Origin of the sequence: Sphingomonas sp. 1185 (assembly GCF_040544655.1) — a bacterium.
GTDB lineage: Bacteria > Pseudomonadota > Alphaproteobacteria > Sphingomonadales > Sphingomonadaceae > Sphingomonas.
In genome coordinates, this window is the sequence record NZ_JBEPKL010000001.1 from 41,649 (window position 1) to 67,404 (window position 25,756).

Consider the following 25,756-nt stretch of genomic DNA (forward strand, 5'->3'; position numbering starts at 1 on the left):
TTTGATGCGTAACCTCGCCCCCATTCAGGTCGGTCCCGTCACGATCGACAGCCCCGTCGTCCTCGCGCCCATGACCGGCGTGACCGATATGCCGTTCCGCACGCTCGTCCGCCGCTACGGCTCGGGGCTCAATGTCACCGAGATGATCGCCAGTCAGGCCGCGATCCGGGAGACGCGTCAGTCGATCCAGAAGGCCGCCTGGCACCCCCTCGAAGAGCCGGTGTCGATGCAGTTGGTCGGCTGCACCCCGCTGGAGATGGGCGAGGCCGCCAAGCTCAATGCCGATCGCGGCGCGGCGATCATCGACATCAATATGGGCTGTCCGGTGCGCAAGGTCGTCAACGGCGATGCGGGCTCGGCGCTGATGCGCGACCTGAAGCTGGCCTCCGCGATCATCGAGGCGACGGTGAAGGCGGTCGACGTGCCCGTTACGCTGAAGATGCGGATGGGCTGGTGCCATGACAGCCTGAATGCCCCCGAACTCGCGCGTATCGCCGAGGATATTGGCGTGAAGATGATCACGGTCCATGGCCGCACCCGCAATCAGATGTACAAGGGCAGCGCCGACTGGGCGTTCATCCGCAACGTCAAGGACGCGGTCAACATCCCGGTGATCGCCAATGGCGATATCTGTTCGATCGACGATGCCGATGCGGCGCTGGACCAGTCGGGCGCGGACGGCATCATGATCGGGCGCGGTGCCTATGGCCGTCCGTGGCTGTTGGGTCAGGTGATGCACTGGTTCGCCACCGGCGAGCGTCGGGCCGATCCGCCGCTGGACGAGCAATATCGTGCGGTTACCGAACATTATGACGCGATGCTCGAGCATTACGGCACCGAGACCGGCGTCAACATGGCCCGCAAGCATATCGGCTGGTACACGCGCGGGTTGCATGGCTCTGCTGATTTCCGCAACAAGGTGAACCAGGAGGCGAGCGCCGACCGGGTCAAGGCGATGCTGTACGATTTCTACATGCCGCAGATTGAGCTTGCCGCCGCTGCCTGAGCCGACCCGCCATGGCCGACCGGGTTTCGCCGCGCTGTTCGGGGCGCTGCCCGTGGCCGTGGTGGTGGTCGATCCCGACAATCGCATCGCCCACGCCAATGGCCTGGCCGAGCAGATGCTCAACCTGTCCGAGCGGGTGATGGTCGGACAGCCGGTCGAGGCGATCCTGCCCCCGCCGGACGCGCCGCGCAGCCGCGATGGCCATGGCTTTGCCGTGTACGATACCGAGATCGCGATGCCGCGCGGCCCCAAGATCCGGGTGGATTTCGTCGAGGCGCAAATTCCCGACCATCCCGGCTGGCGCGCCATCACGCTGCACAGCGCCGGTCCTTCCCGACGGCTGGGCCATGCGTCGGAGCGCGGTGCGGGTGCGCGTGCGGCGGTCGGGGCAGCGGCGATGCTCGCGCACGAGATCAAGAACCCGCTGTCGGGGATACGCGGCGCCGCGCAGTTGCTGAACGGCGGGGAGTTGACCACCCTGATCACCACCGAGGTCGATCGTATCGCCGCGCTGATCGATCGGATGCAGGATTTCAGCGATACCCGGCCATTGCCGCTGGTGCCGGAGAATATCTATCCGCTGCTCGCCCATGCGCGCAGCGTCGCGCTGGCCGGGTTCGCCAGGGGCATCCAGATCGAGGAACGGTTTGATCCCTCGCTACCGCCCGCGCGGATCAACCGGGACGCCCTTCTCCAGATCGTCATCAACCTGCTGAAGAATGCGCGGGAGGCTGTCCGCTCGGTGCGCAACCCCCGGATCATCCTGACCACCGCCTATCGACACGGCATGTCGGTCAGCACCGGAGAGGGGCAATCGCGCCTGCCGCTGCCGATCGAGATCTGCGTGATCGACAATGGCCCCGGTGCCCCGTCCGATATTGCCGACCATCTGTTCGACCCGTTCGTGTCGGGGCGTCGCGAGGGGCAGGGGCTGGGGCTGGCGCTGGTCGACAAGCTGGTCCGCGACATGAGCGGGATCGTCCAATATGCCAGAGAGGGTACACCGGAAATGACCGTGCTGCGTCTGTTGCTGCCAAGGGCACGGGCATGAGCCATGTCCTGGTCGTCGATGACGATGCCGCGATCCGGACCGTCGTCGGCCAGGCGCTTCGCCGCGCCGGGCATGAGGTGACGGCGGTCGAGACGCTGGCCCGGCTCGATCGCGTGCTGACCGGCGGTGCCCCAGACGTGCTGGTGACCGATGTGATCCTGCCCGATGGGGACGGGATCGATCATATCCGCAGCGTCGCGGCACGCTTTCCGGCCCTCCCGATCATCATCCTGTCCGCGCAGAACACCCTGACCACCGCCGTGCGCGCGGCGGAGGTCGGCGCCTATGAATATCTGCCCAAGCCCTTCGATCTCGATGCGCTGACCAATGCGGTGGCCGGGGCGCTGGCGCGCGGCGGCGTGCTGGTCGAGGACGGGCTGGGCGAGGACGACCGCGCGCTTCCGTTGATCGGGCGGTCGCAGGCGATGCAGAGCGTGTATCGGATCATCGCGCGCGTCGTGGCCACCGATCTGACCGTCCTGATCTCCGGCGAGTCGGGCACGGGCAAGGAACTGGTCGCGCGCGCCATCCATGACCTCGGCCCGCGTCGCCAGGCCCCCTTCGTCGCGATCAACATGGCGGCGATCCCGCGCGAGCTGATCGAGGCGGAGCTGTTCGGCCATGAACGCGGCGCCTTTACCGGCGCGGCACAGCGCAATGCCGGTCGCTTCGAGCAGGCGGCGGGCGGCACGCTGTTCCTGGACGAGATCGGCGACATGCCGATGGAGGCGCAGACCCGGCTGCTCCGCGTGCTGCAATCGGGCGAGTTCACCACGGTCGGCGGTGCGCGGACGATCCGCACCGATGTCCGGATCGTGGCCGCCACCAATCGCGATCTCAGCCAGCAGGTGACCTCGGGCCAGTTCCGCGAGGATTTGTTCTACCGGCTCAACGTCGTGCCGATCACCCTGCCGTCGCTGCGGGAGCGGCGACAGGATATTCCCTTGCTCGCCCGGCATTTCCTGGAAAATGCAGCGGCTCAGGGGCTGCCCCGGCGCAAGGTCGATGCCCATGCCCTCGACGTGCTGGTCGCGCATGACTGGCCGGGCAATGTCCGCGAGTTGGAAAATCTGATGCGGCGGCTGGCCGTGCTGGCGCGCGACGAGGTGATCGATGCCGAGGCGGTGCGCGGGATGCTGGGCGAGGCGCCGCCGACACTGGCCGCTGGCGCCGCGCCGTCGGACGGCGATCTGGCGGCGGCCGTCCGCACCTATCTGGCCCGGCTCGCTTCGGAACGCCCGGCGGCATTGGACGACGGCACGCTTTATGATCGCGTCATCAGCGAGGTCGAGCGCCCGTTGATCGAGGCGATGCTGGCGCGCCATGGCGGCAACCAGCTTCGCACCGCTCGGGCGATGGGAATCAACCGCAACACCTTGCGCAAGCGGCTCGACACCCTGCGAATTGCCGTGGGAAGCGAGGACGAGGGGCTCGACCCGGCCGCGTGATTTTTTGGAATTGTGGCTTGCAGGACACGCTCGACGTTGTACGATTGCAACGATGTTGGCGTTCCTGAAGCCTGCTGGTCCTGCCGAAACGCCGCGATCCCGCTTCGCGGTGACCCCGGCGGTCGAGCTTGCAGTGATCGTCGGCGCGGTTGCGATCGCGATCGGGACCTATTGGTTCATCGCCCGACAGCATGATGCGCAGGGACTGATCGCACCGCCGGTCATTGCGGGCCTGCTCGCGCTCAACCTGGTGCCAGGCATCCTGCTGCTGATGCTGCTCGGGCGACGCGTGGCGATGCGCCGGGCGGCGGAATCGGCCGTTGGCGGGGGCGGGCGGCTGCACGTCCGGCTGGTCGCGATCTTCTCGCTGACCGCCAGCGTTCCGATCCTGCTGACCGTCGTCACCGCGTCGATGATGTTCCAGTCTTCGGCCGAATTCTGGATTTCCGATCGCGCCCGCAAGGCGTTTGGCGACGCGATGGATATCGCGCGCCAGTCGCAGCAGCAGATCATCAACCGCTGGATCCTGGCCGGGCGCGCCATGTCGAAGGACCTGGGGCGCAACTTGCCCCTGCTTCGCGAAAATCCGCGCGATTTCCACAATTATATGGCGCAGCAGACGATCGTGCGCGACCTGGAGGAAGCGGTCCTATTCTCCTACGACCCCAAACAGGGGTTCAAATTCTACGATTTCTTCAACCAGCCATCCGACGCGAGCTTCCGCAATCTGGTGACGCCCGACGTGATCGGACAGGCGGGGCGATCGGACCAGCCGGTCGGCGGTGCCAACGAGCAGCGCGTCTGGGTCGTCACGCCCTTGCCCGACAGCGGCAATGTCATGCTCTATGTCGGAACCAGCGTGAACGCGGCCTTTCTCAGTCAGCAGCATTTCGCGGCCGAGGACGTGGTCGATGGCTATCGCGCGCTGCAAGGCCGGGCGCGGTCGCTCCAACTGAAGTTCAACCTGGCGCTGCTCGCCGTCGCATTGCTGATCGTAGGGATCGCGGTTTGGATCGCGCTGGCGGTGGCGGACCGGCTGGTCCGGCCGGTCGGCGAGCTGGTCGATGCCGCACGCCGGATCGCGGGCGGCGACCTGACCGCGCGCGTGCCCGATCCCCGAACACGTGACGAAGTCGGCACGCTGGCCAATGCCTTCAACCAGATGACCGGCCAGCTCGAGCAGCAGAACACCGAGTTGGTGACGGCCAATGCGCAGCTGCACAATCGCCGCGCGCTGATCGAGGCGGTGATGGCGGGCGTGTCGGCAGGCGTCGTCGCGGTCGGGCGCGATCGGCAGGTGCGGATTGCCAACAACTCCGCCGACCTGCTGCTGGGTGCGGACCAGGGCGGGCTGGTGGGGCGCAAGCTCGGCGATGTCGCGCCCGAACTGGACGAACTGCTCGACCAGGGCCGGCGCGAGGCGACGGTACAGGTGGCCTTGCACGGCGACATGCGGACGCTGGCGGTGCGGATCGCGCAGACCGCGGACGGCCCCATCCTGACCTTCGACGACATCACCCAGCAGCTTCTCGACCAGCGCCGCGCCGCCTGGTCCGACGTCGCGCGCCGGATCGCGCACGAGATCAAGAACCCGCTTACCCCGATCCAGCTCGCTGCCGAGCGGCTCCAGCGCCGCTATGGCAAGGTGATCGATCCGGAGGATCAGACCTTCGGCCGCCTGACCGAGACGATCGTCCGCCAGGTCGGCGACCTGCGCCGCATGGTTGACGAATTCTCGTCCTTCGCGCGAATGCCCAAGCCGGTTTTCCGCGAAGAGGCCATTGCCGACATCTGCGCGCAGGCGATGTTCCTGCACGAAGTGGCGCATCCCGACGTGACGTTCGAGATCGTGCAGGACGACCCCGCCCCCACGCTCGTCTGCGACCGTCGCCAGATGAGCCAGGCGCTGACCAACATCGTCAAGAATGCGGTCGAAGCCATTGAGGGCAGGCCGGAAGGGGCCAAGGGCGGCAAGGTGGTGATGACCGTCGGCCAGCAGGCGAGCATGGTCACGATCACCGTCGCCGATAACGGCGTCGGCCTGCCGCCCGAGCGCGATCGCATCATCGAACCCTATATGACGACCCGCGCGCGGGGCACCGGCCTGGGCCTGGCGATCGTCAACAAGATCATCGAGGAACATGCCGGCACGATCGGCTTTTCCGACAATCCGACCGGCGGCACCATCGTTTCGATGATGTTCGACGCCGGAGCCCTCGCCGCACTGGATCAGGGGGGCGCCGAACCCGAACTGGCTGGGGAGGGCCAGCTCACCGCTTTGACTCGTACCCGGACGTAAAGACACCATGGCTTTGGACATTCTCGTCGTCGATGACGAACTTGATATCCGCGAACTGGTCGCGGGCGTGCTGGAGGACGAAGGCTATGACGCCCGCGTCGCCGCCGACAGCGATTCCGCGCTGGAGGCGATGGCGGTGCGGCGGCCTTCGCTGGTCCTGCTCGACGTGTGGCTCCAGGGATCGAAGCTCGACGGGCTGGAATTGCTCGACGAGATCAAGCGGCGCGATCCGTCGATCCCGGTGCTGGTCATTTCGGGCCATGGCAACCTCGACACCGCCGTCGCCGCGATCCGCAAGGGGGCCGCGGACTTCATCGAAAAGCCGTTCGAGGCTGAACGCCTGTTGCTGATGGTCGGTCGCGCGACCGAGACCGAGCGGCTGCGGCGCGAGAACGCCTCGCTGCGTGCCAGTGTCGGGCGCGAGAACGACCTGACCGGATCGTCCAGCGCGATCAACGGCATCCGCGCCACCCTGAAGCGCGTCGCCGCGACCGGCAGCCGGGTGCTGATCATGGGCGCGGCGGGCGTCGGCAAGGAGGTCGCGGCGCGGCTCCTCCATGGCTGGAGCAACCGTGTCGACGCGCCCTTCGTCGTGGTCAGCGCTGCCCGGATGACGCCTGAGCGGGTCGAGGAGGAGTTGTTCGGGGTGGAGGAGGGGGGTGACCTCGTCCGCACGGGCCTTCTCGAACAGGCGCATGGCGGCACGCTGTTCCTCGACGAGATCGCCGACATGCCGATCGCGACCCAGGCGCGCATCCTGCGTGTCCTGACCGATCAGAGCTTCACGCGCGTCGGCGGTACACGCGTCGTCAAGGTCGATGTCCGCGTCGTATCCGCCACCGCGCGCGATCTGACCCAGGAAATCGCCGAGGGACGTTTCCGCGAAGATCTTTACTACCGGCTCAACGTGGTGCCGGTGACGATCCCCTCGCTGGCGGAGCGGCGTGAGGACATTCCTCCGCTGGTCGAGCATTTCATGGCGCATTATGCGTCCGAACGGCGCGTACGCACGCCCGAGATCGCACCCGATGCGATGGTCGCCATGCAATCCTATGATTGGCCGGGCAATGTCCGCCAGCTGCGCAACGTCGTCGAACGCACGATCATCCTGGCGCCGGGCGATCGGCTTGCCAGGATCGACCTCGACCTGCTGCCCGCCGAAGTGCTGGGCGAGGGGGCCGATATGGGGGGCGGGGGCGCCACCGCCATCATGGGGGCACCGCTCCGCGAGGCGAGGGAGAGTTTCGAACGCGAATATCTGCGCGTCCAGATCCGGCGCTTCTCAGGCAATATTTCGCGCACTGCCAGCTTCATCGGAATGGAGCGCTCGGCGCTTCATCGCAAGCTGAAGCTGCTCGGGATCAGCGAGACGCGCGAGGATTGATCGGTGCCGGGTGTCCGCCCCCTCTGGACGAATGCCCGGCGAGACCATAGATACTCGAGGCGTCCGGCGCACGGGCGCGGTTCCGACGCCGGGAAACGGCGCAATTCGCGGGCACGGACCCGCCAAGAACAAGGGCTTCCCCATGGCCGACAAAGCGGGTTCGCTTCAGGACCTCTTCCTCAATGCACTGCGCCGCTCCAAGGCGCCGGTCACCATGTTCCTCGTCAAGGGCGTCAAGCTGCAGGGCATCGTGACGTGGTTCGACAACTTCTCGGTCCTCCTGCGTCGCGATGGTCAGTCGCAGCTGATCTACAAGCACGCCATCTCCACCATCATGCCCTCGGGCCCGCTGGACGTGGCCGCCATCGTCGACGGCGTGAACGAACAGCAGCGCAAGACCCCGCTTTTGCAGGAAATTTTCCTGAACGCGGTACGCAAGTCCGAAGACCCCGTCACAATGTTCCTGATCAACGGCGTGATGCTGCAGGGGCAGATTGCGGGTTTCGACCTGTTTTGCATGTTGCTTCAGCGTGAGGGCATGGCGCAGCTCGTCTACAAGCATGCGGTTTCCACCATTCAGCCCGCACGGCCGCTGAACCTGGCGGAAGAGCAGGCGGGATCGGCCGAGGATTGAGCACCGGTTTCGATCGCGATCGCGGCGAGTTCGCCCGTGGTGCCCGGACCGTCATCGTCCTGCCCGACCAGGGCGATGCCGCCCGTGACGCCGATGCGCGCCTAGACGAAACCGCCGGGCTCGCCATGGCGATCGGCTTGGACGTGGTCGAACGGATCGCGCTGCGCGTCCGGGCCCCGAAACCCGCCACCCTGATCGGCAGCGGTCAGGTCGAGCAGGTTGCGCAGCAGGTCCGCATGGAGGACGCGCAGCTTGTCGTATTCGACGGCGCGTTGACGCCTGTGCAGCAGCGCAACCTCGAAACCGCGCTAGAGGCCAAGGTCATCGACCGCACCGGCCTGATCCTCGAAATCTTCGGGGAACGAGCGGCGACCGCCGAAGGGCGGTTGCAGGTCGAACTCGCCCATCTGGACTATCAGGCGGGGCGGCTGGTTCGCAGCTGGACCCATTTGGAGCGTCAGCGCGGCGGCTTCGGCTTTCTCGGCGGCCCCGGTGAGACGCAGATCGAGGCGGATCGGCGGATGATCCGTGATCGCATGGCGCGGTTGCGGCGCGAACTCGATCAGGTCAGCCGGACGCGCGGCCTCCACCGCGACCGACGCCAGCGCGCACCTTGGCCGGTGATCGCGCTGGTCGGGTACACCAATGCCGGAAAATCGACGCTTTTCAATCGGCTGACCGGCGCTCATGTCATGGCGAAGGATCTGCTCTTCGCCACGCTGGATCCGACCTTGCGCCAGATCCAGTTGCCCGGCATCGACAAGGCGATCCTGTCGGACACGGTGGGTTTCGTGTCTGATCTGCCGACCCAGTTGGTGGCCGCGTTCAAGGCGACGCTGGAGGAAGTGGTGTCGGCCGACCTGCTGATCCATGTCCGCGACATCGCGCATCCCGATACCGAAGCGCAGCGCGCCGATGTCGAGGCGGTGCTGACCGAGATCGGCGTCGATCCCGAAACGCCCCGGTTCGAGGCGTGGAACAAGGTCGATCTGGTCGAGGGTGATCTACGCGAAGACCTGCTGACCGAGGCCGCGCGGCGGCCGAATATCGTCGCCTTGTCGGCGATGACGGGCGAGGGGGTCGATGACCTGATCGAGCAGGTCGCGGCGGCTCTGACCTCCGGCCACCGCCGCTACCGCGTCACGCTGGACGCGGGCGACGGGGCGGGGGCCGCCTGGCTGCACGCGCATGGCGAGGTGCTGGATCAGACGATCGAGGACGACGAAGCCGTTTACGACGTGCGGCTGTCGGAGGCGGATTACGACCGCTTTACCCGCCGCGTTCCTTGACGCTCTGCCAAAGGGCTTCCTTGCCTGCGAGGTCGAGTGCAGCGAAATCATCGCCTGCCTCGGCCTCCATGGCACGGAAGCGGCGCTCGAACTTGCGGTTGCCGGCGCGAAGGGCGGCTTCGGGATCGACGCCATGGTGGCGCGCCCAGTTGACGACGGCGAACAGCAGGTCGCCAAATTCCTCTTCCAGCGTGTCGGGCGTGGCTTCGGCAATTTCCTGAAGTTCTTCGTCGATCTTGGCGCGCGGACCCTCGGCATCGGGCCAGTCGAAGCCGACCCGCGCCGCACGATTCTGCAATTTCTCGGCGCGCATCAGGGCCGGAAGGCCTAGCGCCACGCCGTCCAGCGTTCCCTCGGCGGCCTTGGAGCGGCGTTCCTCCGCCTTGATCTGCTCCCACAGGTAATGGCCGCCCGAGGCCGCGTCGCCGAAGATATGGGGATGACGCCGCTCCATCTTGTCACTGATCGCGGCCACGACATCGTCAAAGGCAAAATGCCCCTGATCCTGCGCGATCTGCGCATGAAACACGACCTGGAGCAGCAGGTCGCCCAGTTCGTCCTTGAGCTCGGCCATGTCTCCACGGGCGATCGCATCGGCGACTTCATGCGCTTCCTCGATCGTATAGGGAGCGATGCTTTCAAAACTCTGCGCCACGTCCCATTCGCAACCGGACTGGGGATCGCGCAGGCGTTTCATGATGGTCAGCAGCCGTTCGACAGCCATATATCCTCGCGTATGATAATATGTATTATGTAAAAATAGGTCAGTCTTGCGGGTTGAGTACCAAGGTCCCCCTGTCGACTTTCCACCCCTTCAAACGCCGAAGGACGTTCATGCCAATCACGTCCTGATCGCCAAAGGCGGGCGAAACGACCGCACCAACATCGTCCAGCGCAATCGCACCGATCTCCAGCACCCGGATCGTCGCATGGTCAGCGGTGATCGTGCCATTGGCGGTATCGATTATCCGCGGAAACGGGCTTTCCGCCAAGTCGAGCCCCGCCGCCTTGGCGGTCGCGACCGATAGCGCTGTCGTCGTCGCACCGCTGTCGACAAGCATGCGGCGCGGAACACCGTTGATGCGCGCCATGACCCAGAAATGACCGTCTTTGGCCACGGGAATATGCGCCGAGCCTTGTGGTGCCGCAGTGCCCGGCCAGAGAGCGGCCAAACGGTCGCGCTGAGCCAGGATCAGAAAGCCGATGCCGAAAATGCCGATCCAGGCCAGAGCCATTTGCAAGGTTCGACGCAGTGGGATACGCCGCGCGGCCAAGGCACTGAGCGCGAAAAGCAGGATCAGGCCAAAATAGACGAGGTCCGCGGCCCGATCAGGGGTCACGGGATCAGCTCCATGCCGTCATAGGCGGGCTCCACCCCATCGGGCAGTTCCCGGCGCAAGGTCGCATAATCCATCGACTGATCCATATGGATCAGCACGCTCTGCCTTGGCCGCAGCATCGCGATCCAATCCAGCACCGATGGCAGGTCGGCATGCGCGGGATGCGGATGGCGGCGCAGCGCATCGACGATCCAGATATCCAGATCGCGGTAAAGCGCGGCCATCTCCGGCGTCAATTCATGGAAATCCGTGGCATAGCCGATGCTCTTGCCATCGCATTCGAACCGGAAACCCGCCGAACGTGTCCGCCCGTGTGGCTGATCCACGGTGCGGATGTGAATGTCGCCAATCGTCAGGCTGTCGCCCAGTTCGGTCATGGTCGCGGTCGGCGGATAGCCGGTCTTGCCGTGAAAGACATAGGCGAAGCGGTTTTCAAGCGATGCGGCGGTAGCAGGTCGGGCATAGCCGCTCACCGGCTCGCCCAGGGCATGGAAGATTTGCCGCAGGTCATCGATACCGTGGCAATGATCGGCATGGTCGTGGGTCCACAGGACCGCATCGACCGTGGCGACATTCGCGGCCAGCAACTGCTCGCGCATGTCGGGGCCGGTATCGATCAGAATGCGGGTATCGCCATGCTCGACCAGCGCGGCCATACGCATCCGCCGGTTGCGCGGCTCGGCGGGATCACATGCGCCCCAGTCGTTGCCGATCCGGGGCACGCCCGACGATGTACCGCACCCCAGGATGCGAAGCTTCATGCGCGCGTCTTCGAAAACAAACGATGAAAATTCTCGGCGGTGGCGCGAGTCAGATCCTCGAAGGATTCCCCGCGCAGATCGGCCAGGAATTGCGCGGTGTCGGCGACGAAGGACGGCTCCCCCGTCTTGCCCCGATGCGGCACCGGCGCCAGGAAGGGCGCGTCCGTCTCGATCAGCAGACGGTCGAGCGGCAGCCGGGCGGCCGTCTGTTGCAGATCCCTGGCATTCTTGAAGGTCACGATGCCCGAGATCGAGATATAAAAGCCCAATGCCAATGCCTTGTCGGCAAAATCTCCACTCGCCGTGAAGCAGTGGATCACCCCGGGATAGGCCCCCTTCCCCATCTCGTCGGCCAGGATTTCGGCGGTGTCGTCCTCCGCTTCGCGAGTATGGACGACAAGCGGCAGGCCGGTTTCGCGACAGGCGGCGATATGCGCGCGAAAGCTCGCCTGCTGGCGGGCGCGGTCGCTATGGTCATAGAAATAGTCGAGCCCGCTTTCGCCGATGCCGACGACGCGCGGATGCGCCGCCCGCTCGATCAGCTTGGCGGTATCGATATGGGGATGCGCATCGGCCTCGTGCGGATGGATGCCGACCGTCGCCCAGATGTCGGGCTCGCGCTCGGCAGTGGCGATGACGGCATCCCATTCGTTCTCGCGCGTGGAGATGTTGAGCATCGCGGTCACGCCGCGGTCGCGTGCGCGCGCCAGCGCCGCCTGATCCTCCGCCAGCCCCTTATAATTGAGGTGGCAATGGCTGTCGGCAAGCATCAGGCGTCCGCCTCGGCCGGGATTTCCAGCCGCGGAAAGGCCGGGGACGGCGGGGACAGCGGCACGCCATTGGCGGCACGGCGGGCATACCACCCGTCATCGTCGATCGCGGCATGATCGCGCTCGTCCGCGCCCAGCGTATCGAGCACCAGCCCCGCCCCGCGCGGCGTGACGGGCAGGATGGCGATCGCCAGCATCCGGATCGCGCGGACCAGCGTGCCCAGCACGGCGTGCATCCGCTCCGGATCGGTCTTGCGCAACGACCAGGGCGCCTGCACGTCGATATACTGGTTGCAGGCATAGACGCCGCGCATCCATGCCTCGATCCCCTGGCTCAGCGCCAGATCATCAAATGCGCTCTTCAGGGCGGCACAGGCGACGACCACCTCTTCCAGCAAGACGGCATCGGTCGGATCGCTCCGCCCCGCCTCGGGCAAGGCGCCGCCCAAATTCTTGGCGATGAACGACAGGGTGCGCTGCGCCAGATTGCCGAAGCTGTTGGCCAGCTCCGCATTGACGCGGGTCACGATCGCCTCGGCCGAATAGGAACCGTCCTGCCCAAAACTGACTTCGCGCAGGAAGAAATACCGCAGCGCATCGACGCCGAAGGCATCGGCGAGGCCCATCGGATCGACCACGTTGCCGACCGACTTCGACATCTTCTCGCCCCGGTGTAGCAGGAAGCCATGGCCAAACACCGATTGCGGCAGCGGCAGGTCCGCCGACATCAGGAAGGCGGGCCAATAGACGGTGTGGAACCGCACGATGTCCTTGCCGATCAGGTGCAGATTGGCGGGCCAGAAACGCGCCAGTTCGCTGCCCTTGTCCGGATAGCCGGTGCCGGTCAGGTAATTGGTCAGCGCGTCGACCCAGACATACATGACGTGGCCGGGGCTGTCGGGCACCGGCACCCCCCAGTCGAAGCTGGTGCGCGAGACCGACAAGTCGGACAGCCCGCCCTCGACGAAGCGCATCACCTCGTTGCGGCGGCTTTCGGGGCGGATGAAATCGGGATTGTCGCGATACAGGTCGAGCAGCGGCTGCTGATATTTGGACAGGCGGAAGAACCAGGTCTCCTCCGCCGTCCATTCCACCGGCGTACCCTGCGGCGACAGCTTGGTGCCGTCGTCGCCGACGGTCAGTTCGCTCTCGTCGTAAAAGGCTTCGTCGCGAACCGAATACCAGCCCTCGTAGCGATCGAGATACAGATCGCCCTTGTCCTGCATCGCCTTCCAGATCGCCTGGCTCGCGGCATAGTGATCGGCGTCGACGGTCCGGATGAACCGATCATAGGAAATGTCAAGACGGTCGGCCATGACATGGAAATGACTGGACATTTCATCCGCGAACTCGCGCGTCGAAATGCCGCGCGCACGCGCCGCCTGTGCCATTTTCAGGCCATGCTCGTCGGTGCCCGTCTGGAACAGCACGTCGCGCCCCGCCTGACGCTGAAAGCGGGCGATGACGTCGGCGGCGACCATCTCATAGGCATGGCCGATATGCGGACGGCCATTGGGATAGTGGATCGCGGTGGTGATATAGAATGGATCGGCCATGGCTGGTCCCTAGAACATCGCCTCGCGCAGGTGAAGCCGCCGCGTTCAGCTGCGCAGGGTCCAGGCGAACCAGAGCCATCCGGCGATCAGGACCGTTCCCCCGATCGGCGTGATCGCCCCCAGCCAGCGCGGCGCGCCAAAGGCCATGGCATAAAGCGTGCCAGCAAAGATCGCCGCCCCGATCACGAAAGCCCATGCCACCCCGCGCGCCTCGAAGCGCAAGGCGACCAGGGCGGCGACGGCATGGATCAGCTGATACTGACCGCCGGTGCGCAGCCACTCGACGGCCGCGCCCTCGGCCCGATGCGCGCCGAAGGCCCCCGCCGCAATGGCGATCGCCCCCGACAGCGCCGCCCATATCGCCACCAATCCCATGGTCAGCCCTTCCGTTCGTCCTGCGTGATGATCCGGTCGTTTGCCGCGCGCAGATCGCCCGCCTCGGCCTGGGCGGCGAGCCGTTCCTTGTCGCGCGCGCGGTACATCGCCTCCACCCGTTCGATCTCCGCCTCGCCGACATCGAGACTGCCCAGCGCCAGCCGCGCCATCTTGACTGCGGACTCCAGCACCTCGCGGACCACATAGGCGGCCGGTCCGCCCTTCAGCCGCAGCACCGCCCGCCGATCATAGGCGCGCACGAACAGCGCCGCATTCGGGAAGGCGGCATGGACGCTTTCCAGCAGATCGAGCGTGATCTGGTCGTCGTCGAGGCAGAACAGGATCAGTTCGGCTTCTGCCGCGCCCGCCTGGCGCAACAGGTCCAGCCGGGTGCCGTCGCCATAATAGACCTTGGCGCCGAACGAGGCGGCGATGTCGATCATCTCGATATCGCGGTCGATCAGCGTGACGGGAATGTCGCTGGCGATCAGCATCTGCGCGACCGTCTGGCCAAAGCGGCCGTAACCGACGATCAGGGCGTTGGCACCGTCGGTCACCGGCCCCTGGCGCTCGCCGCCCCGGGTGATGACCGGTTCCTCGCGGATGCTGCGCGTCGCGCGCATCAGGAACGGCGTAGTCGCCATCGACAGGGTGATGATCGCGCCGAACAGGCTCGCCGCCTCGGGCGCGATCAGATAGCCCTGCTGGGCCTGGGCGAACAGCACGAAGCCGAACTCGCCCCCCTGGCTCATCAGCAGGCCCAACGCGAGCGCGGAGCGCCAGTTCATCCGGAACGCCAGCCCGATCAGCGCGATGACCCCGGTCTTGGTCGCGATCAGCGCCAGCGCCATGACCGCGACGAACACGGGCCGCTGGGCGATGGCGGGCAGATCGAGCATCATGCCGACCGCCAGGAAGAACAGGCCGAGCAGGATCGAGCGGAAGGGCTCGACATCGGCCTCCAGCTCATGCCGGTACGGGCTGTCGGCCAGCATCACTCCCGCGATAAAGGCCCCCAGCGCGGTCGACAGGCCCAGCATTTCCATCACCGCCGCGCTGGCGACGACGGTAAAAAGGCCCGCAAAGACGAACATCTCGCGTTCGCCCATATTGCCGATCAGGCGGAAGAGCGGGCGCAGCAGGAAGCGCCCCGCCACGATCAGCCCGATGATCGCGCCGACCGTCTCAAGCGCGAGGATCCAGCCCGGCGGCCCGGCATGATCGGCGGGATTGCGCGACATGGCCGCGACGATGGTGATGAGCGGGACGATCGACAGGTCCTGAAACAACAGGATCGAGAAGGCCCGCTCGCCAAAGGGTGTCCGCAACCGCCCCGAGGACTGGAGCATCGGCAGCACCTGCGCGGTCGACGACAGGGCGAGCGGCAGGCCCAGCGCCAGCGCCGCCTCCAGCGAGAAATGCGCGAGAAGGACGATACCGCTGATCGCCAGCCCGCAGGCGGCGACCTGGAGCAGCCCCAGTCCGAAAATCTCGTGCTTCATCCGCCACAACCGGGCGGGGTTGAGCTCCAGCCCGACGATGAACAGGAGAAGCGTGATGCCGATCTCGGCAATGCCCAGCTTCGACTCGGCGTCGCCGACCAGCCCCAGGACATGCGGTCCGACGACGGCGCCCGCGACCAGATAACCCAGCGTCGCGCCGAGCCCCAGTCGGCGGAAGATTAGAACGAAGGCGAGACCGAAGCCGAACAGGATCGCGCCGTCACGGATCAGCGAGACCTCGCCATGCATCAGCGCCGCGCTCCCGCTTCCTGTGCGGCATCGGCGGCGGCCTCGAAGGCCAGCCGGATCGAGGGATGACGCGCGGTATAGGGCAAGGCGGGGGCAAAGACGTCGAGCCCCGGCCAGTCGGGCGCATCCCCCTGTCCGCTCGCCAGCCAGTCGGTCAGACGGTCGCGGGCGGCCGCCAGCTCGGACGGGGTGCGCCCCACGACATGGCCCGCCAGCAATGCCGAGGATGCCTGACCCAGCGCGCAGGCACGGACCAGCATCCCGACCTCGCTCACCCGCCCGTCCTCGTCCAGATTGACGTCGACGGTCACCCGGCTGCCGCAAATGGGCGAGCGGCGCTCGACGCTGGCCATCGGGTCGGCCAGGCGGCGGTCATGCGGGATGGCCGTGGTCAGCCGCAGGATCTCGGCATTGTAGAGGGGGGCGGTCATGACGGCGTCTCGCTGTTTGAGGCGGCGGGCGGGGTGGGCGCGCCGAAGACGGGAAGCCCGCGACGGCGGCGATCGACGAAATCGGCGATCCCGGCGCTGGTGGCGTTGAGCAGCTTATAGGTCCGGCTCTTGACCATCCATTCGGGTCGCCGGGCGGGGCCGCCGCTGACCGTATCGACCATCAGCGCGACGACAAGGAAAACGAGGCTCGCCAGGATCAGCCCCTTGAGCGCGCCGAAGCCGAAGCCCAGCGCCCGGTCGACCGGCCCCAGCACCGAGGTCCGCGTGCGCTGTCCGATCGCCCGTGCGACCAGCCGCCCGCCGAGATAGGTGACGCCGACGATCAGGGCGAAGGCCAGCACCGCCGCGCCCGATACGGTGCCGACCAGACCGGTCAGGGTCTGGGCCAGCGGAATATGGAACAACTTCAACGCGGCGACCATCGCGACCCAGGCGAACAGCGCCAGCACCTCGGTCACGAAACCGCGCAGGAAACCCTGGATCGCCGCGCCGAACACCGCGATCAGGACAAGAATATCAAGGGCCGTCAACGCCTGGTGTCCAACTCTTCAACCCATCCGACATGCGCCCGGCGGGAATGCCTTGTCCGCCCGGCTGGCGGGGGCAGGCAGGGCGGCACCTCCCCTCGCTACCCCCGGCCCAGCATATGGTCAACGAACTCGGCCAAGGTTCGAAAGCCGGTCATCGCCAATCCGCCCTCGTCCCCGGCCATCGCACGCGGGAGCATGGCCTTTTCGAAGCCCAGCTTGCCCGCCTCCTTCAACCGCAGCGGGCCGTGCGCGACCGAACGGATTTCGCCCGACAGCGCGATCTCGCCGAACACGATCGCGGTCGAGGGCACCGGACGCTCCGACAGCGCCGAAATGAGTGCGGCGGCGACCGCCAGGTCGGCAGCGGGGTCCTGCACGCGGTATCCCCCGGCGATGTTGAGATAGACCTCGGCCGAGGAGAAGCTGAGCCCGCACCGTGCCTCCAGCACCGCCAGGATCATCGCCAGCCGCCCGGAGTCCCATCCCACGACCGCCCGGCGCGGCGTCGCGCCCGAGGCCAGGCGGACGGTCAAGGCCTGGATCTCGACCAGCACGGGCCGCGTCCCTTCCAGGGCGGGGAATACGGTCGCGCCGGTCATCCCCTCCTCGCGGTTGGTCAGGAACAGCGAGGAGGGATTGCCGACCTCGGCCAGCCCCTCGGTCTGCATGGAAAAGACGCCGATCTCGTCGGTGCCGCCGAAGCGGTTCTTGATCGCGCGCAGGATGCGATATTGGTGGCTCCGCTCGCCTTCGAAGGCCAGCACGGTGTCGACCATATGTTCGAGCACGCGCGGACCCGCGATCGATCCGTCCTTGGTGACATGTCCGACGAGCACGACGGCAGTGCCGCGCTCCTTGGCGAAGCGGATCAGTTCCTGACCCGAGGCGCGGACCTGGCTGACCGTGCCCGGCGCGCCTTCGATCAGGTCGGAATGCATGGTCTGGATCGAGTCGATGATAAGGAGCGCGGGCGGCGTGCCGATCGACAGGGTGGTCAGGATGTCGCGTACCGAGGTCGCCGCCGCGAGCCGGACGGGCGCCTGCCCCAGCCCCAGCCGCCGTGCTCGCAGCCGGACCTGATCCGCCGCTTCCTCGCCCGACACATAGGCGACCGGCCGCCCCGCCATTGCCAGCTTCGCCGCCGCCTGAAGCAGCAGCGTCGACTTGCCGATCCCCGGATCGCCGCCGATCAGCGTCGCCGATCCCTCGACGAAGCCGCCGCCGAGTGCCCGGTCGAGTTCGGCGATGCCGGTCGCCATCCGGTCGGGCAGCGGAATATCGGCGTCCAGCCCGACGAGCTGGATCGCCCGTCCACCGCCCTGCAAATTATGCTTGGCGGCAAAGGGGGTCATCTGGACCGGCGCTTCCTCCAACATGGTGTTCCATTCGGAACAGTCGGGGCATTGCCCCTGCCAGCGGGAGGATACCGATCCGCAGGATTGGCAGACATAACGCTTCTGGATCTTGGCCATGACGCCCATGTAGCGTCGGCGGAACGTAAATGGAACAGAGCGCAGCATGTGCACGGGAGTGGTCATCCGGGCGTCACCCGGCTATGGGCAGGATTCCATGACCCCAGATCAGTTTCGTGTCGCCCTGTTCAGCGGCAACTATAATTATACGCGCGACGGCGCGAACCAGAGTCTGAACCTGCTCGTCGGCCATCTGCTCGCGCGCGGAGTCGCGGTGCGCGTCTATTCGCCGACTTCCTCGACCCCGGCCTTTCCGCCGGTGGGCGATCTGGTCGACGTGCCGTCGATCCCGATGCCGCTGCGCGCCGACTATAAGCTGGCGCGCGGCCTGCCCGCCAGCGTGCGCGCCGATCTGGAGGCGTTCGCGCCCAATATCGTCCATGTCTCCGCCCCCGAATTTCTGGGTCATGCGGCGGTGCGCTGGGCAAGGGACAAGGGGGTCGCCTCGCTCGCATCGGTGCACACCCGGTTCGAGACCTATCCGGCCTATTACGGCCTCGGCTTTCTGGAATCGGCGATCATCCGGTTGCTCACCCGCTTCTACAACAAATTCGACCGCATCGTCGCCCCCAGCCCCAGCATGGTCGCCCTGCTGCGCGGCTGGGGCGTGACGCCGCCGATGAGCATCTGGTCGCGCGGGATCGATCACGACCGTTTCCGCCCTTCGCGCCGCAGCCTGGAATGGCGGCGTTCGCTGGGCATCGGCGACGACGAGGTGGCGATCGGCTTCCTGGGTCGACTGGTCAAGGAAAAGGGTCTCGACGTCTTTGCCGAGGCGCTTGCCGAGCTGCGCCGCCGGGGCGTGCCGCACAAGGTGCTGGTCGTGGGGAAAGGCCCCGCACAGGACTGGTTCGCCAAGGCGACGCCCGATGCGATCTTCGCAGGCTATCAGACCGGAGACGATCTGGGCCGGGCCGTCGCGTCGATGGACATCTTCTTCAACCCCAGCGTGACCGAGACCTTCGGCAACGTCACGACCGAGGCGATGGCGGCGGGCGTGCCCGTGGTGGCGGCCAATGCCACCGGGGCGATGGACCTGGTGGTCGAGGGCGAGACCGGCCATCTGGTCGGCGCGCGCGACATCACCGGCTATGCCGACGCGCTGGAGCGGATCGCCACCGATCCCGACCTGCGCCGCCGGTACAGCGAGGCGGGACAGGCCCGCGTTGCCGATTACCGGTGGGACAAGGTGAACGAGGCGGTGATCGACGCCTATCGCCTGCTGTTTGCCGAACGGGCCTGACGCTCAACCGTCGCGCCAGTCGAAGGTCAGCGGCGCCTCGCGAAAGGCGAAACGGTCGAGATGGCTCGACACCACTTCGCGCATCCGGGCCGTGTCGCCGTCTTCGGGCACGTGCAGCACGATGTCGAGCGTCTCGCTGGCCGCACGCATTTCCAGCCGCGAGCCGTTGGGAAAGGTGATGGTCCCCTCTTCCAGGGTGAAGACCACCTCCATCTTGTGGCTCCAATGCTTGGCGAGCTGCTGGAGATAGCGGCTGGCCGACAAGGTCGGTACGCGGGTGACGGAGATGGTCATTTCAGTCGCTCCACCTTCTGGGCCAGTTCGTCGATCATGGCGGCCACCTGGTGCAGCATGTCCTGCGAAACATCGCCGCTCCCGAACCGCTCGCCCAGCGCGACGCGCAGATTGCCCATCGCCCGCCGGATCGGTGCCGAGTCGACCCGCTCGCGATGTTCGCCAAGCGCGCTCAGTCGGGCGATCAGCGCCTCGACCTGTTCGGCATGTTCGGCAAGATGCGCAAGCCCCGTATCGGTGGCGGCGAAGCGCTTCTTGGCACCCTGGGACTGTTGTTCCTCGATGAAGCCCATTTCGTCGAGCAGCGTGATCGTCGGATAGATGACGCCCGGGCTGGGGGCATAGGCACCGCCGGTCAGCGCCTCGATCGCACGGATCAGATCATAGCCGTGGCGCGGTTCGTCGGCGATCAGCCGGAGCAGGACGAGGCGGAGTTCGCTGCCGTCGAACATGCGCGGACGACGCCCGCCGCCGGGACGCTCGCCACCCATGAACCAGTCGCCGCGTGGCCCCCGGAACATGCCTTCCCGATCGGGCGGCCCGAAATGCCACCGGTCGCGCGAGTGGCCATCGCCGTGCTCGCCCCTGTGATGATGGTGTCGCATAAATCTTCCTTGTTTCGATAGCATCAAGATATATCTTTCGCGAATAGCGTCAAGATGCTTTGCGATATATCTTGATGGAGAGGTGACGATCGCATTCCCATTTCCTACATGGAGGCATGGCCGATCTGTTCGCGGGCATGGACCCCGCCCCCTCTCCCGCCCCGCCCCCGACGAACGCGCCGCTCGCCGACCGTCTTCGCCCGGAGCGGTTGGAGGATGTCGTGGGGCAAGATCACCTGACCGGACCCGGCGGGGCGATCGGGCGGATGGTCGCGGCGGGGCGGTTGTCCTCGATGATCCTCTGGGGACCGCCGGGCACGGGCAAGACGACGATCGCACGCCTGCTCGCCGCCGCGGTGAACCTGCGCTACGCCGCGATCTCTGCGGTGTTTTCCGGCGTGGCCGATCTCAAGAAGGTATTTGCCGAGGCGCGCGAGCATGCCCGGATGGGGCAGCGCACCTTGTTGTTCGTGGACGAGATCCACCGCTTCAATCGCGCGCAGCAGGACGGCTTCCTGCCCTTTGTCGAGGACGGCACGGTCACGCTGGTCGGCGCGACGACGGAGAACCCCTCCTTCGAACTCAACGCCGCACTGCTCAGCCGGGCACAGGTGCTGATCCTCCACCGGCTGGGACAATCCGCGCTCGAACAATTGCTGGAGCGGGCCGAGGCGGTGATGGAGCGCCCCCTGCCCCTGCTGGACGGCGCGCGCGAGGCCCTGATCGCCAGTGCCGATGGCGATGGCCGCTTCCTGCTCAACCAGGCGGAGACGCTGTTCTCGGTCGACCTCCCGGAGCCGCTCGACGCCGCAGGGCTGTCATCCTTTCTCCAGCGCCGCGTGGCCGTCTACGACAAGGATCGCGAGGGGCATTACAACCTGATCTCCGCGCTGCACAAATCGATCCGGGGATCGGATCCGCAGGCGGCGCTCTATTATCTCGCCCGGATGCTGACCGCCGGAGAGGAGCCGCTCTACGTGCTCCGTCGGCTGACCCGCGCCGCGATCGAGGATATCGGCCTGGCCGACCCGCAGGCGCTGGCCCAGTGCCTGGCGGCCAAGGATGCCTATGAGTTTCTGGGTTCGCCGGAGGGCGAGCTGGCGATCGTGCAGGCCTGTCTCTATTGCGCGACCGCGCCCAAATCCAATGCGGCCTACAAGGCGCAGAAACAGGCCTGGCGGACCGCGAAGGAAACGGGATCGCTGATGCCGCCCGCCAATATCCTGAACGCGCCCACCAAGCTCATGAAGCAGATCGGATATGGCGCGGGCTATCAATATGACCATGACGCCGATGGCGGCTTTTCGGGGGCGAATTACTGGCCCGACGAACTGCCGCCCCAGCCCTTCTACGAGCCCTCCGGCCGTGGCCTGGAGAAGCGGATTGCCGAACGCATGGCCTGGTGGGACGAGCGGCGGCGCGCGCTCCAGGGCGGCGGCGATGAAGGCTGATCGTTTTACGGAATTCGTCGCGATCGACTGGTCGGGCGCGCAGGGCACGGCGCATTCCGGCATCCGGATGGCCCGCTGTGCTCGTGGCGACACCGCGCCTCGCATCGTCGCGCCGCCGGGGCGGGCCTGGTCGCGGGAGGGCATTGCGGCATGGCTGATCGCACGGCGGCATGAACCGCTGCTGGTCGGTTTCGACTTCAGCTTCTCCGCCCCCTTTGTCGAGCGGGGCGCGCATCTTCCCGGCGATCCCGCCACGCCGGACGCCCGCGCGCTTTGGGCCCATATCGAGCGGAGCTGCGACGATCCCGATCTGGGCGCGCGCAGCTTTCTCGAGGCGCGGCGGGGGCGGCATTTCTATCTCGGTGTCGCCGATGGGCGAAAGGCGGATTTCCTCCACTGGCGCCGCTGCGAGGTCGCGGTCGACGGCACCCGCAAACCCTCGACCGTCTATGACGCGATCGGTGCGTCGCAGGTCGCCAAGGCCAGCTTTTCGGGCATGCGGCTGCTGCACCGACTGGACGGACAGGTCGCCATCTGGCCGTTCGATCCCGTGCCGCCCGCCGGCATGACGGTGGTGGAAATCTATACCACGATCGCTGCGCGCGACGCCGGGCGACCCCGTGGGCGCAGCAAGATGCGGAGCGCCGAGACATTGGATGCCGCACTGCTGCATCTCGGCGGCCGGGCCCATGATACCCTGGCCGTCTATGACGACCACAGCACCGACGCGATCCTGACCGCCGCATGGTTGCGCAAGGTCGCGGCGCGACCCGACTTGTGGCGCCCGGCGGGTCTTACCCCGCAGATCGCACAAACGGAGGGCTGGACCTTTGGCGTCGCTTGACGCTAGGGGGATCGGCAACGCCGGATTAGCACAGCGGTAGTGCAGCGGTTTTGTAAACCGAAGGTCGGGGGTTCGATCCCCTCATCCGGCACCACCTCCCAGACCCTGGGTGGCACCAAACGCCCCGCGCGGCGTTTCAGTCGCGAAATGATCAAGGTCGCGAGCTACAATATCCGCAAGGGGATCGGCGCCGACCGCCGCCGCAATCCCGACCGTATCCTCGACGTGTTGCGCGAGGTCGATGCCGACATCATCGCGTTACAGGAAGCCGATCGCCGCTTCGGCGAGCGCGAGGGCGTGATCCCGCTGCATCTGCTCGACGAGCATAGCGCGTGGAAGCCCATCGTCTATGGCATGAAGGCGCGCTCGCTCGGCTGGCACGGCAATACCATCCTGGTGCGCAAGTCGACCGAGATCCTGGATTTCGAGGCGATCCACCTCCCCTCGCTGGAGCCGCGCGGCGCCGTCATGGCCGATCTGCGCACCACGGCGGGGGTGTTGCGGGTGGTGGGGATGCATCTCGACCTGTCGGGGCTGTGGCGGCGGCGGCAGGCGGCGGCCATCATCTCGCATCTGACGAGTTGCATCGATCGCCATCCCACGGTGATGATGGGCGACCTCAACGAGTGGACACGCGCCGCCGGCTGTCTGCGCGACTTTACGCGGGACTTCACCCTGGCCGAGACGGGGCCCAGCTTTCATGCCCGGCGGCCGATCGGGCGGCTGGACCGGATCATGGTATCGCCCGAATTGCGCATCGCCGATTGCGGCGTTCATGCCACGGCCACCTCGCGCAAGGCATCGGATCATCTGCCCATCTGGGCGATGATCGGACGGCATTGATGCGCGAGAAGGAGTTGCGGCTGGCGCTGGTCTGCTATGGCGGGATCAGCCTGGCCGTCTATATGCACGGCATCACCAAGGAAATCTGGCGGGTGGTGCGCGCCAGCCGCGCCTCGCACGAAGGCGACGAGCCCGCCTCGGCGGTCGATGCGGTCTATCACGATCTGCTGGACGAGATGGCGGCGCGCGGCGGCGTGCGGGTGCGTATTCTGGCCGACATCATCGCGGGGGCGAGCGCCGGGGGGATCAACGGCATCTTCCTGGGGCAGGCACTTGCGACCGGCCAGTCGCTCGATCCGCTGACCGACCTCTGGCTGGAGGCGGCGGACATCGAATCGCTGATCGCGCCGGAGGCTGCGCCGACCTCGCGCTTTTCCAAGATGTGGGCGATGCCGATCGCATGGATGGCGGCGGGCCGCAGCGGCGAGAAGCTCGACCTGCTGGACGAGGAAACGCGCGAGGAGGTGCGACGCAAGGTCGGCCATCTCATCCGCTCCCGCTGGTTCGAGCCGCCCTTCGCCGCCAATGCCTTCACCGCCCGGCTGCTCGATGCCTTCGACCGGATGGCGGCGGCCCCGGCGGGCAAGCGCCTGCTTCCCCCCGGCCAGCCGCTCGACCTGTTCGTCACCGTCACCGATTTCACCGGCCAGCCCCAGCGGCTGCGGCTCCATTCGCCGGGCGAGGTGGTGGAGACCGAACATCGCATGGTGGTCGATTTCACCGACAGCGGCGGCGGCAGGCTGGCGGCCATCCCGGAACTGGTGTTCGCCGCGCGCGCGACGTCGAGCTTTCCCGGCGCATTTCCGCCCTTCACGGTCGGCGAGCTGGACCGGGTGCTCGAAAGCCGCGACCAGAGCTGGGAAAGCCGCGACACCTTCCTGCGCCGCGTCCTGCCGCGCCATCATGCGGCGGGGGCGGCGGACAAGGCGGTGCTGATTGACGGATCGGTGCTGGTCAACGCACCCTTCCGTCCCGCCATCGATGCGCTGGGTCGGCGACCGGCCCGGCGGCAGGTGGATCGCCGCTTCGTCTATATCGATCCCTTTCCGGGCATGCATTTCCGCCTGCCCGGCGGCGGCGGCCATCCCGGCTTCTTCCAGACGATCATCGGCGCGATCAGCGAACTTCCCCGACAACAGCCCATCCGCGACAATCTGGAGGCGATCGCCGCCCGCTCGGGGCGGATCGACCGGATGCAGGCGATCGTCGCCGCGATCCGCGAAGAGGTGGAGTTGGAGATCGAGCAGCTGTTCGGCGGCACCTTCTTCCTCGACCGTCCCACCGCCGCACGGCTGGCGTCCTGGCGTGTCCGCGCCCAGGCGGCGGCCGCTGCAAAGGCCGGGTTCAGCTATGCCGCTTATGGGCATCTGAAGGTCGCCAACGTCATCGACGCGCTGACAACGCTGCTGTCCGACGCCATTGGCGACGAAGGGCCGCAACGGCGTATCCGGCTGCGCGCGATGGTCGAGCGGACGATCGCGGCACGCAGCGTCGAGGGCGATGCCATCTCCTTCACCGGCGGCCCGAGCAACGGCGCCAAGACCTTCCTGCGCGCCTTCGACCTGGGCTATCGCATCCGGCGGCTGCGCCTGCTGGCGCGGCGGCTGACCGAGCTGGAGGCGGATCACAGCGAGGCCCAGCTCGCCCCGGTGCGCGACGCGATCTATGATTCGCTCGCCGACTATCTGGAACGCCAGCATGGCAGCGCGGATGCCATAGGGGCGGACGATCTCCGCAACATGCCCGACGATGGCGCGGCGCTGCTCGACCGGATCGCGGCGCGGTTCGACCTGATCCGGCTCGATGGCGAGGCCGATGCACGGCTGGCGGCGGCCTTTGCCGGGCTGCCCCGGGTCGCTCGACGGACGCTGCTGCTGACCTATCTGGGCTTTCCCTATTTCGACGTGGCGACCCTGCCGCTGCTCCAGGGCGAGGGACTGGACGAGTTCGATCCGATCAAGGTCGATCGCATCGCCCCCGACGATGCCACCGCGATCCGTTCCGGCGGCGCGGAGGCGACGTTGAAGGGGATCCAGTTCCTGACCTTCGGCGCGTTCTTCAGCCGCAGCTACCGCGAGAACGACTATCTGTGGGGCCGGCTGCACGGGGCGGAGCGGATGATCGACATCGCCATCTCCACCCTGCCCCCCACCATCCGACTGAAGCCGGGTCGCGTCGCCGCGTTCAAGCGCCGGGCCTTCCTGGCGATCCTGGACGAGGAGGAGGCGCGGCTGACCGCGATCGCCCCGCTGATCGCCTCGCTTCGCCAGGAGATCGGCTGACAGGCTGGTCATGCCGGACCAACGCCGCTAGACCCGCCTCGCCAAGCGATGTCCGGTGCCTGTAGGGCGTTCGGAC

At 66.8% G+C, this 25,756-nt stretch carries 24 protein-coding genes and 1 tRNA gene; 13 read left to right on the forward strand and 12 right to left on the reverse strand.

Going from position 1 to position 25,756, the window contains the following annotated elements; translation table 11 throughout:
• The first annotated feature begins 4 nt into the window (after nt 1–4).
• From dusB to hflX, 7 genes are all read left to right on the forward strand, one after another.
• Nucleotides 5–1,006, forward strand: coding sequence for a tRNA dihydrouridine synthase DusB (gene dusB, locus ABIC44_RS00200; protein WP_307098779.1), 1,002 nt, complete (start codon nt 5–7; stop codon nt 1,004–1,006).
• Entirely contained in the window at nt 990–2,057 is a 1,068-nt protein-coding gene (locus ABIC44_RS00205; RefSeq protein WP_354292984.1) for a two-component system sensor histidine kinase NtrB, read from the forward strand. Before dusB ends, ABIC44_RS00205 begins: the two co-directional genes overlap by 17 nt.
• A complete protein-coding gene (ntrC, locus tag ABIC44_RS00210) occupies nt 2,054–3,505 on the forward strand; it encodes a nitrogen regulation protein NR(I) (protein ID WP_354292985.1) in 1,452 nt (483 codons plus the stop codon). The genes ABIC44_RS00205 and ntrC overlap by 4 nt, the downstream gene beginning before the upstream one ends.
• 52 nt (nt 3,506–3,557) lie before the next feature.
• On the forward strand, nt 3,558–5,804 hold the full coding sequence (locus ABIC44_RS00215) for a sensor histidine kinase NtrY-like (RefSeq protein WP_309695456.1): 2,247 nt from the start codon (nt 3,558–3,560) through the stop codon (nt 5,802–5,804).
• A 7-nt stretch (nt 5,805–5,811) separates the two neighbouring features.
• The gene (gene ntrX, locus ABIC44_RS00220) at nt 5,812–7,188 is read left to right on the forward strand and encodes a nitrogen assimilation response regulator NtrX (RefSeq protein WP_307098786.1); all 1,377 of its coding nucleotides are present in this window, start codon (nt 5,812–5,814) and stop codon (nt 7,186–7,188) included.
• A gap of 142 nt (nt 7,189–7,330) precedes the next feature.
• Entirely contained in the window at nt 7,331–7,822 is a 492-nt protein-coding gene (hfq, locus tag ABIC44_RS00225; RefSeq protein ID WP_387431205.1) for an RNA chaperone Hfq, read from the forward strand.
• Nucleotides 7,819–9,111, forward strand: coding sequence for a GTPase HflX (hflX, locus tag ABIC44_RS00230; protein WP_307098790.1), 1,293 nt, complete (start codon nt 7,819–7,821; stop codon nt 9,109–9,111). Before hfq ends, hflX begins: the two co-directional genes overlap by 4 nt.
• On the opposite strand, the gene mazG is transcribed toward hflX, so the two are convergent.
• From mazG to radA, 10 genes are all read right to left on the reverse strand, one after another.
• Nucleotides 9,092–9,835 (reverse strand): nucleoside triphosphate pyrophosphohydrolase, encoded by a 744-nt coding sequence (gene mazG, locus ABIC44_RS00235; protein ID WP_354292987.1) that lies wholly within the window; start codon nt 9,833–9,835, stop codon nt 9,092–9,094. The genes hflX and mazG overlap by 20 nt on opposite strands.
• 40 nt (nt 9,836–9,875) lie before the next feature.
• On the reverse strand, nt 9,876–10,451 hold the full coding sequence (locus ABIC44_RS00240) for a retropepsin-like aspartic protease family protein (protein WP_354292988.1): 576 nt from the start codon (nt 10,449–10,451) through the stop codon (nt 9,876–9,878).
• Nucleotides 10,448–11,212, reverse strand: coding sequence for an MBL fold metallo-hydrolase (locus ABIC44_RS00245; RefSeq protein WP_354292989.1), 765 nt, complete (start codon nt 11,210–11,212; stop codon nt 10,448–10,450). Before ABIC44_RS00245 ends, ABIC44_RS00240 begins: the two co-directional genes overlap by 4 nt.
• Complete coding sequence (locus ABIC44_RS00250) at nt 11,209–11,982, reverse strand: TatD family hydrolase (protein WP_354292990.1); 774 nt, start codon at nt 11,980–11,982, stop codon at nt 11,209–11,211. Before ABIC44_RS00250 ends, ABIC44_RS00245 begins: the two co-directional genes overlap by 4 nt.
• Nucleotides 11,982–13,538 carry a methionine--tRNA ligase gene (gene metG / locus ABIC44_RS00255; RefSeq protein ID WP_354292991.1) on the reverse strand — a complete coding sequence of 519 codons (1,557 nt, stop codon included), beginning with the start codon at nt 13,536–13,538 and terminating at the stop codon, nt 11,982–11,984. The genes ABIC44_RS00250 and metG overlap by 1 nt, the downstream gene beginning before the upstream one ends.
• 45 nt (nt 13,539–13,583) lie before the next feature.
• A complete protein-coding gene (locus ABIC44_RS00260; RefSeq protein ID WP_354292992.1) occupies nt 13,584–13,913 on the reverse strand; it encodes a DUF423 domain-containing protein in 330 nt (109 codons plus the stop codon).
• A 2-nt stretch (nt 13,914–13,915) separates the two neighbouring features.
• The gene (locus ABIC44_RS00265; RefSeq protein WP_354292993.1) at nt 13,916–15,664 is read right to left on the reverse strand and encodes a cation:proton antiporter domain-containing protein; all 1,749 of its coding nucleotides are present in this window, start codon (nt 15,662–15,664) and stop codon (nt 13,916–13,918) included.
• Complete coding sequence (locus ABIC44_RS00270) at nt 15,664–16,095, reverse strand: iron-sulfur cluster assembly scaffold protein (RefSeq protein ID WP_354292994.1); 432 nt, start codon at nt 16,093–16,095, stop codon at nt 15,664–15,666. The genes ABIC44_RS00265 and ABIC44_RS00270 overlap by 1 nt, the downstream gene beginning before the upstream one ends.
• On the reverse strand, nt 16,092–16,646 hold the full coding sequence (locus ABIC44_RS00275; RefSeq protein WP_354292995.1) for a CvpA family protein: 555 nt from the start codon (nt 16,644–16,646) through the stop codon (nt 16,092–16,094). The genes ABIC44_RS00270 and ABIC44_RS00275 overlap by 4 nt, the downstream gene beginning before the upstream one ends.
• A 98-nt stretch (nt 16,647–16,744) precedes the next feature.
• Complete coding sequence (gene radA, locus ABIC44_RS00280) at nt 16,745–18,118, reverse strand: DNA repair protein RadA (protein WP_354292996.1); 1,374 nt, start codon at nt 18,116–18,118, stop codon at nt 16,745–16,747.
• Between the two features lie 97 nt (nt 18,119–18,215).
• Here radA and ABIC44_RS00285 point away from each other — a divergent pair, with 97 nt between their 5' ends.
• Nucleotides 18,216–19,361, forward strand: coding sequence for a glycosyltransferase family 4 protein (locus ABIC44_RS00285; RefSeq protein WP_354292997.1), 1,146 nt, complete (start codon nt 18,216–18,218; stop codon nt 19,359–19,361).
• A gap of 3 nt (nt 19,362–19,364) precedes the next feature.
• On the opposite strand, the gene ABIC44_RS00290 is transcribed toward ABIC44_RS00285, so the two are convergent.
• Nucleotides 19,365–19,655: a DUF2218 domain-containing protein gene (locus ABIC44_RS00290; protein ID WP_354292998.1), complete on the reverse strand. Its 291-nt coding sequence runs from the start codon at nt 19,653–19,655 to the stop codon at nt 19,365–19,367.
• The gene (locus ABIC44_RS00295) at nt 19,652–20,260 is read right to left on the reverse strand and encodes a PadR family transcriptional regulator (protein ID WP_502959808.1); all 609 of its coding nucleotides are present in this window, start codon (nt 20,258–20,260) and stop codon (nt 19,652–19,654) included. The genes ABIC44_RS00290 and ABIC44_RS00295 overlap by 4 nt, the downstream gene beginning before the upstream one ends.
• 116 nt (nt 20,261–20,376) lie before the next feature.
• On the opposite strand from ABIC44_RS00295, the gene ABIC44_RS00300 reads away from it, so the two are divergent.
• From ABIC44_RS00300 to ABIC44_RS00320, 5 genes are all read left to right on the forward strand, one after another.
• A complete protein-coding gene (locus ABIC44_RS00300; RefSeq protein ID WP_354292999.1) occupies nt 20,377–21,711 on the forward strand; it encodes a replication-associated recombination protein A in 1,335 nt (444 codons plus the stop codon).
• Entirely contained in the window at nt 21,701–22,555 is an 855-nt protein-coding gene (locus ABIC44_RS00305) for a hypothetical protein (RefSeq protein WP_354293000.1), read from the forward strand. The genes ABIC44_RS00300 and ABIC44_RS00305 overlap by 11 nt, the downstream gene beginning before the upstream one ends.
• 19 nt (nt 22,556–22,574) lie before the next feature.
• Nucleotides 22,575–22,649: transfer RNA gene (locus ABIC44_RS00310), tRNA-Thr, on the forward strand.
• Nucleotides 22,650–22,702: 53 nt separating this feature from the next.
• On the forward strand, nt 22,703–23,398 hold the full coding sequence (locus ABIC44_RS00315; protein ID WP_307098819.1) for an endonuclease/exonuclease/phosphatase family protein: 696 nt from the start codon (nt 22,703–22,705) through the stop codon (nt 23,396–23,398).
• Nucleotides 23,398–25,680, forward strand: coding sequence for a patatin-like protein (locus ABIC44_RS00320; RefSeq protein WP_354293001.1), 2,283 nt, complete (start codon nt 23,398–23,400; stop codon nt 25,678–25,680). The genes ABIC44_RS00315 and ABIC44_RS00320 overlap by 1 nt, the downstream gene beginning before the upstream one ends.
• Nucleotides 25,681–25,756 lie beyond the last annotated feature (76 nt).

Excerpts from the sequence above, each read along its gene's own strand:
- dusB (WP_307098779.1), top strand. The coding sequence starts at position 5 with ATGCGTAACCTCGCCCCCATTCAGGTCGGTCCCGTCACGATCGACAGC.
- ntrC (WP_354292985.1), top strand. The coding sequence starts at position 2,054 with ATGAGCCATGTCCTGGTCGTCGATGACGATGCCGCGATCCGGACCGTC.
- ABIC44_RS00215 (WP_309695456.1), top strand. The coding sequence starts at position 3,558 with ATGTTGGCGTTCCTGAAGCCTGCTGGTCCTGCCGAAACGCCGCGATCC.
- ntrX (WP_307098786.1), top strand. The coding sequence starts at position 5,812 with ATGGCTTTGGACATTCTCGTCGTCGATGACGAACTTGATATCCGCGAA.
- hfq (WP_387431205.1), top strand. The coding sequence starts at position 7,331 with ATGGCCGACAAAGCGGGTTCGCTTCAGGACCTCTTCCTCAATGCACTG.
- mazG (WP_354292987.1), bottom strand. The coding sequence starts at position 9,835 with ATGGCTGTCGAACGGCTGCTGACCATCATGAAACGCCTGCGCGATCCC.
- ABIC44_RS00245 (WP_354292989.1), bottom strand. The coding sequence starts at position 11,212 with ATGAAGCTTCGCATCCTGGGGTGCGGTACATCGTCGGGCGTGCCCCGG.
- ABIC44_RS00250 (WP_354292990.1), bottom strand. The coding sequence starts at position 11,982 with ATGCTTGCCGACAGCCATTGCCACCTCAATTATAAGGGGCTGGCGGAG.
- metG (WP_354292991.1), bottom strand. The coding sequence starts at position 13,538 with ATGGCCGATCCATTCTATATCACCACCGCGATCCACTATCCCAATGGC.
- ABIC44_RS00260 (WP_354292992.1), bottom strand. The coding sequence starts at position 13,913 with ATGGGATTGGTGGCGATATGGGCGGCGCTGTCGGGGGCGATCGCCATT.
- ABIC44_RS00265 (WP_354292993.1), bottom strand. The coding sequence starts at position 15,664 with ATGCATGGCGAGGTCTCGCTGATCCGTGACGGCGCGATCCTGTTCGGC.
- ABIC44_RS00270 (WP_354292994.1), bottom strand. The coding sequence starts at position 16,095 with ATGACCGCCCCCCTCTACAATGCCGAGATCCTGCGGCTGACCACGGCC.
- radA (WP_354292996.1), bottom strand. The coding sequence starts at position 18,118 with ATGGCCAAGATCCAGAAGCGTTATGTCTGCCAATCCTGCGGATCGGTA.
- ABIC44_RS00285 (WP_354292997.1), top strand. The coding sequence starts at position 18,216 with ATGACCCCAGATCAGTTTCGTGTCGCCCTGTTCAGCGGCAACTATAAT.
- ABIC44_RS00290 (WP_354292998.1), bottom strand. The coding sequence starts at position 19,655 with ATGACCATCTCCGTCACCCGCGTACCGACCTTGTCGGCCAGCCGCTAT.
- ABIC44_RS00295 (WP_502959808.1), bottom strand. The coding sequence starts at position 20,260 with ATGCGACACCATCATCACAGGGGCGAGCACGGCGATGGCCACTCGCGC.
- ABIC44_RS00300 (WP_354292999.1), top strand. The coding sequence starts at position 20,377 with ATGGCCGATCTGTTCGCGGGCATGGACCCCGCCCCCTCTCCCGCCCCG.
- ABIC44_RS00305 (WP_354293000.1), top strand. The coding sequence starts at position 21,701 with ATGAAGGCTGATCGTTTTACGGAATTCGTCGCGATCGACTGGTCGGGC.
- ABIC44_RS00315 (WP_307098819.1), top strand. The coding sequence starts at position 22,703 with ATGATCAAGGTCGCGAGCTACAATATCCGCAAGGGGATCGGCGCCGAC.
- ABIC44_RS00320 (WP_354293001.1), top strand. The coding sequence starts at position 23,398 with ATGCGCGAGAAGGAGTTGCGGCTGGCGCTGGTCTGCTATGGCGGGATC.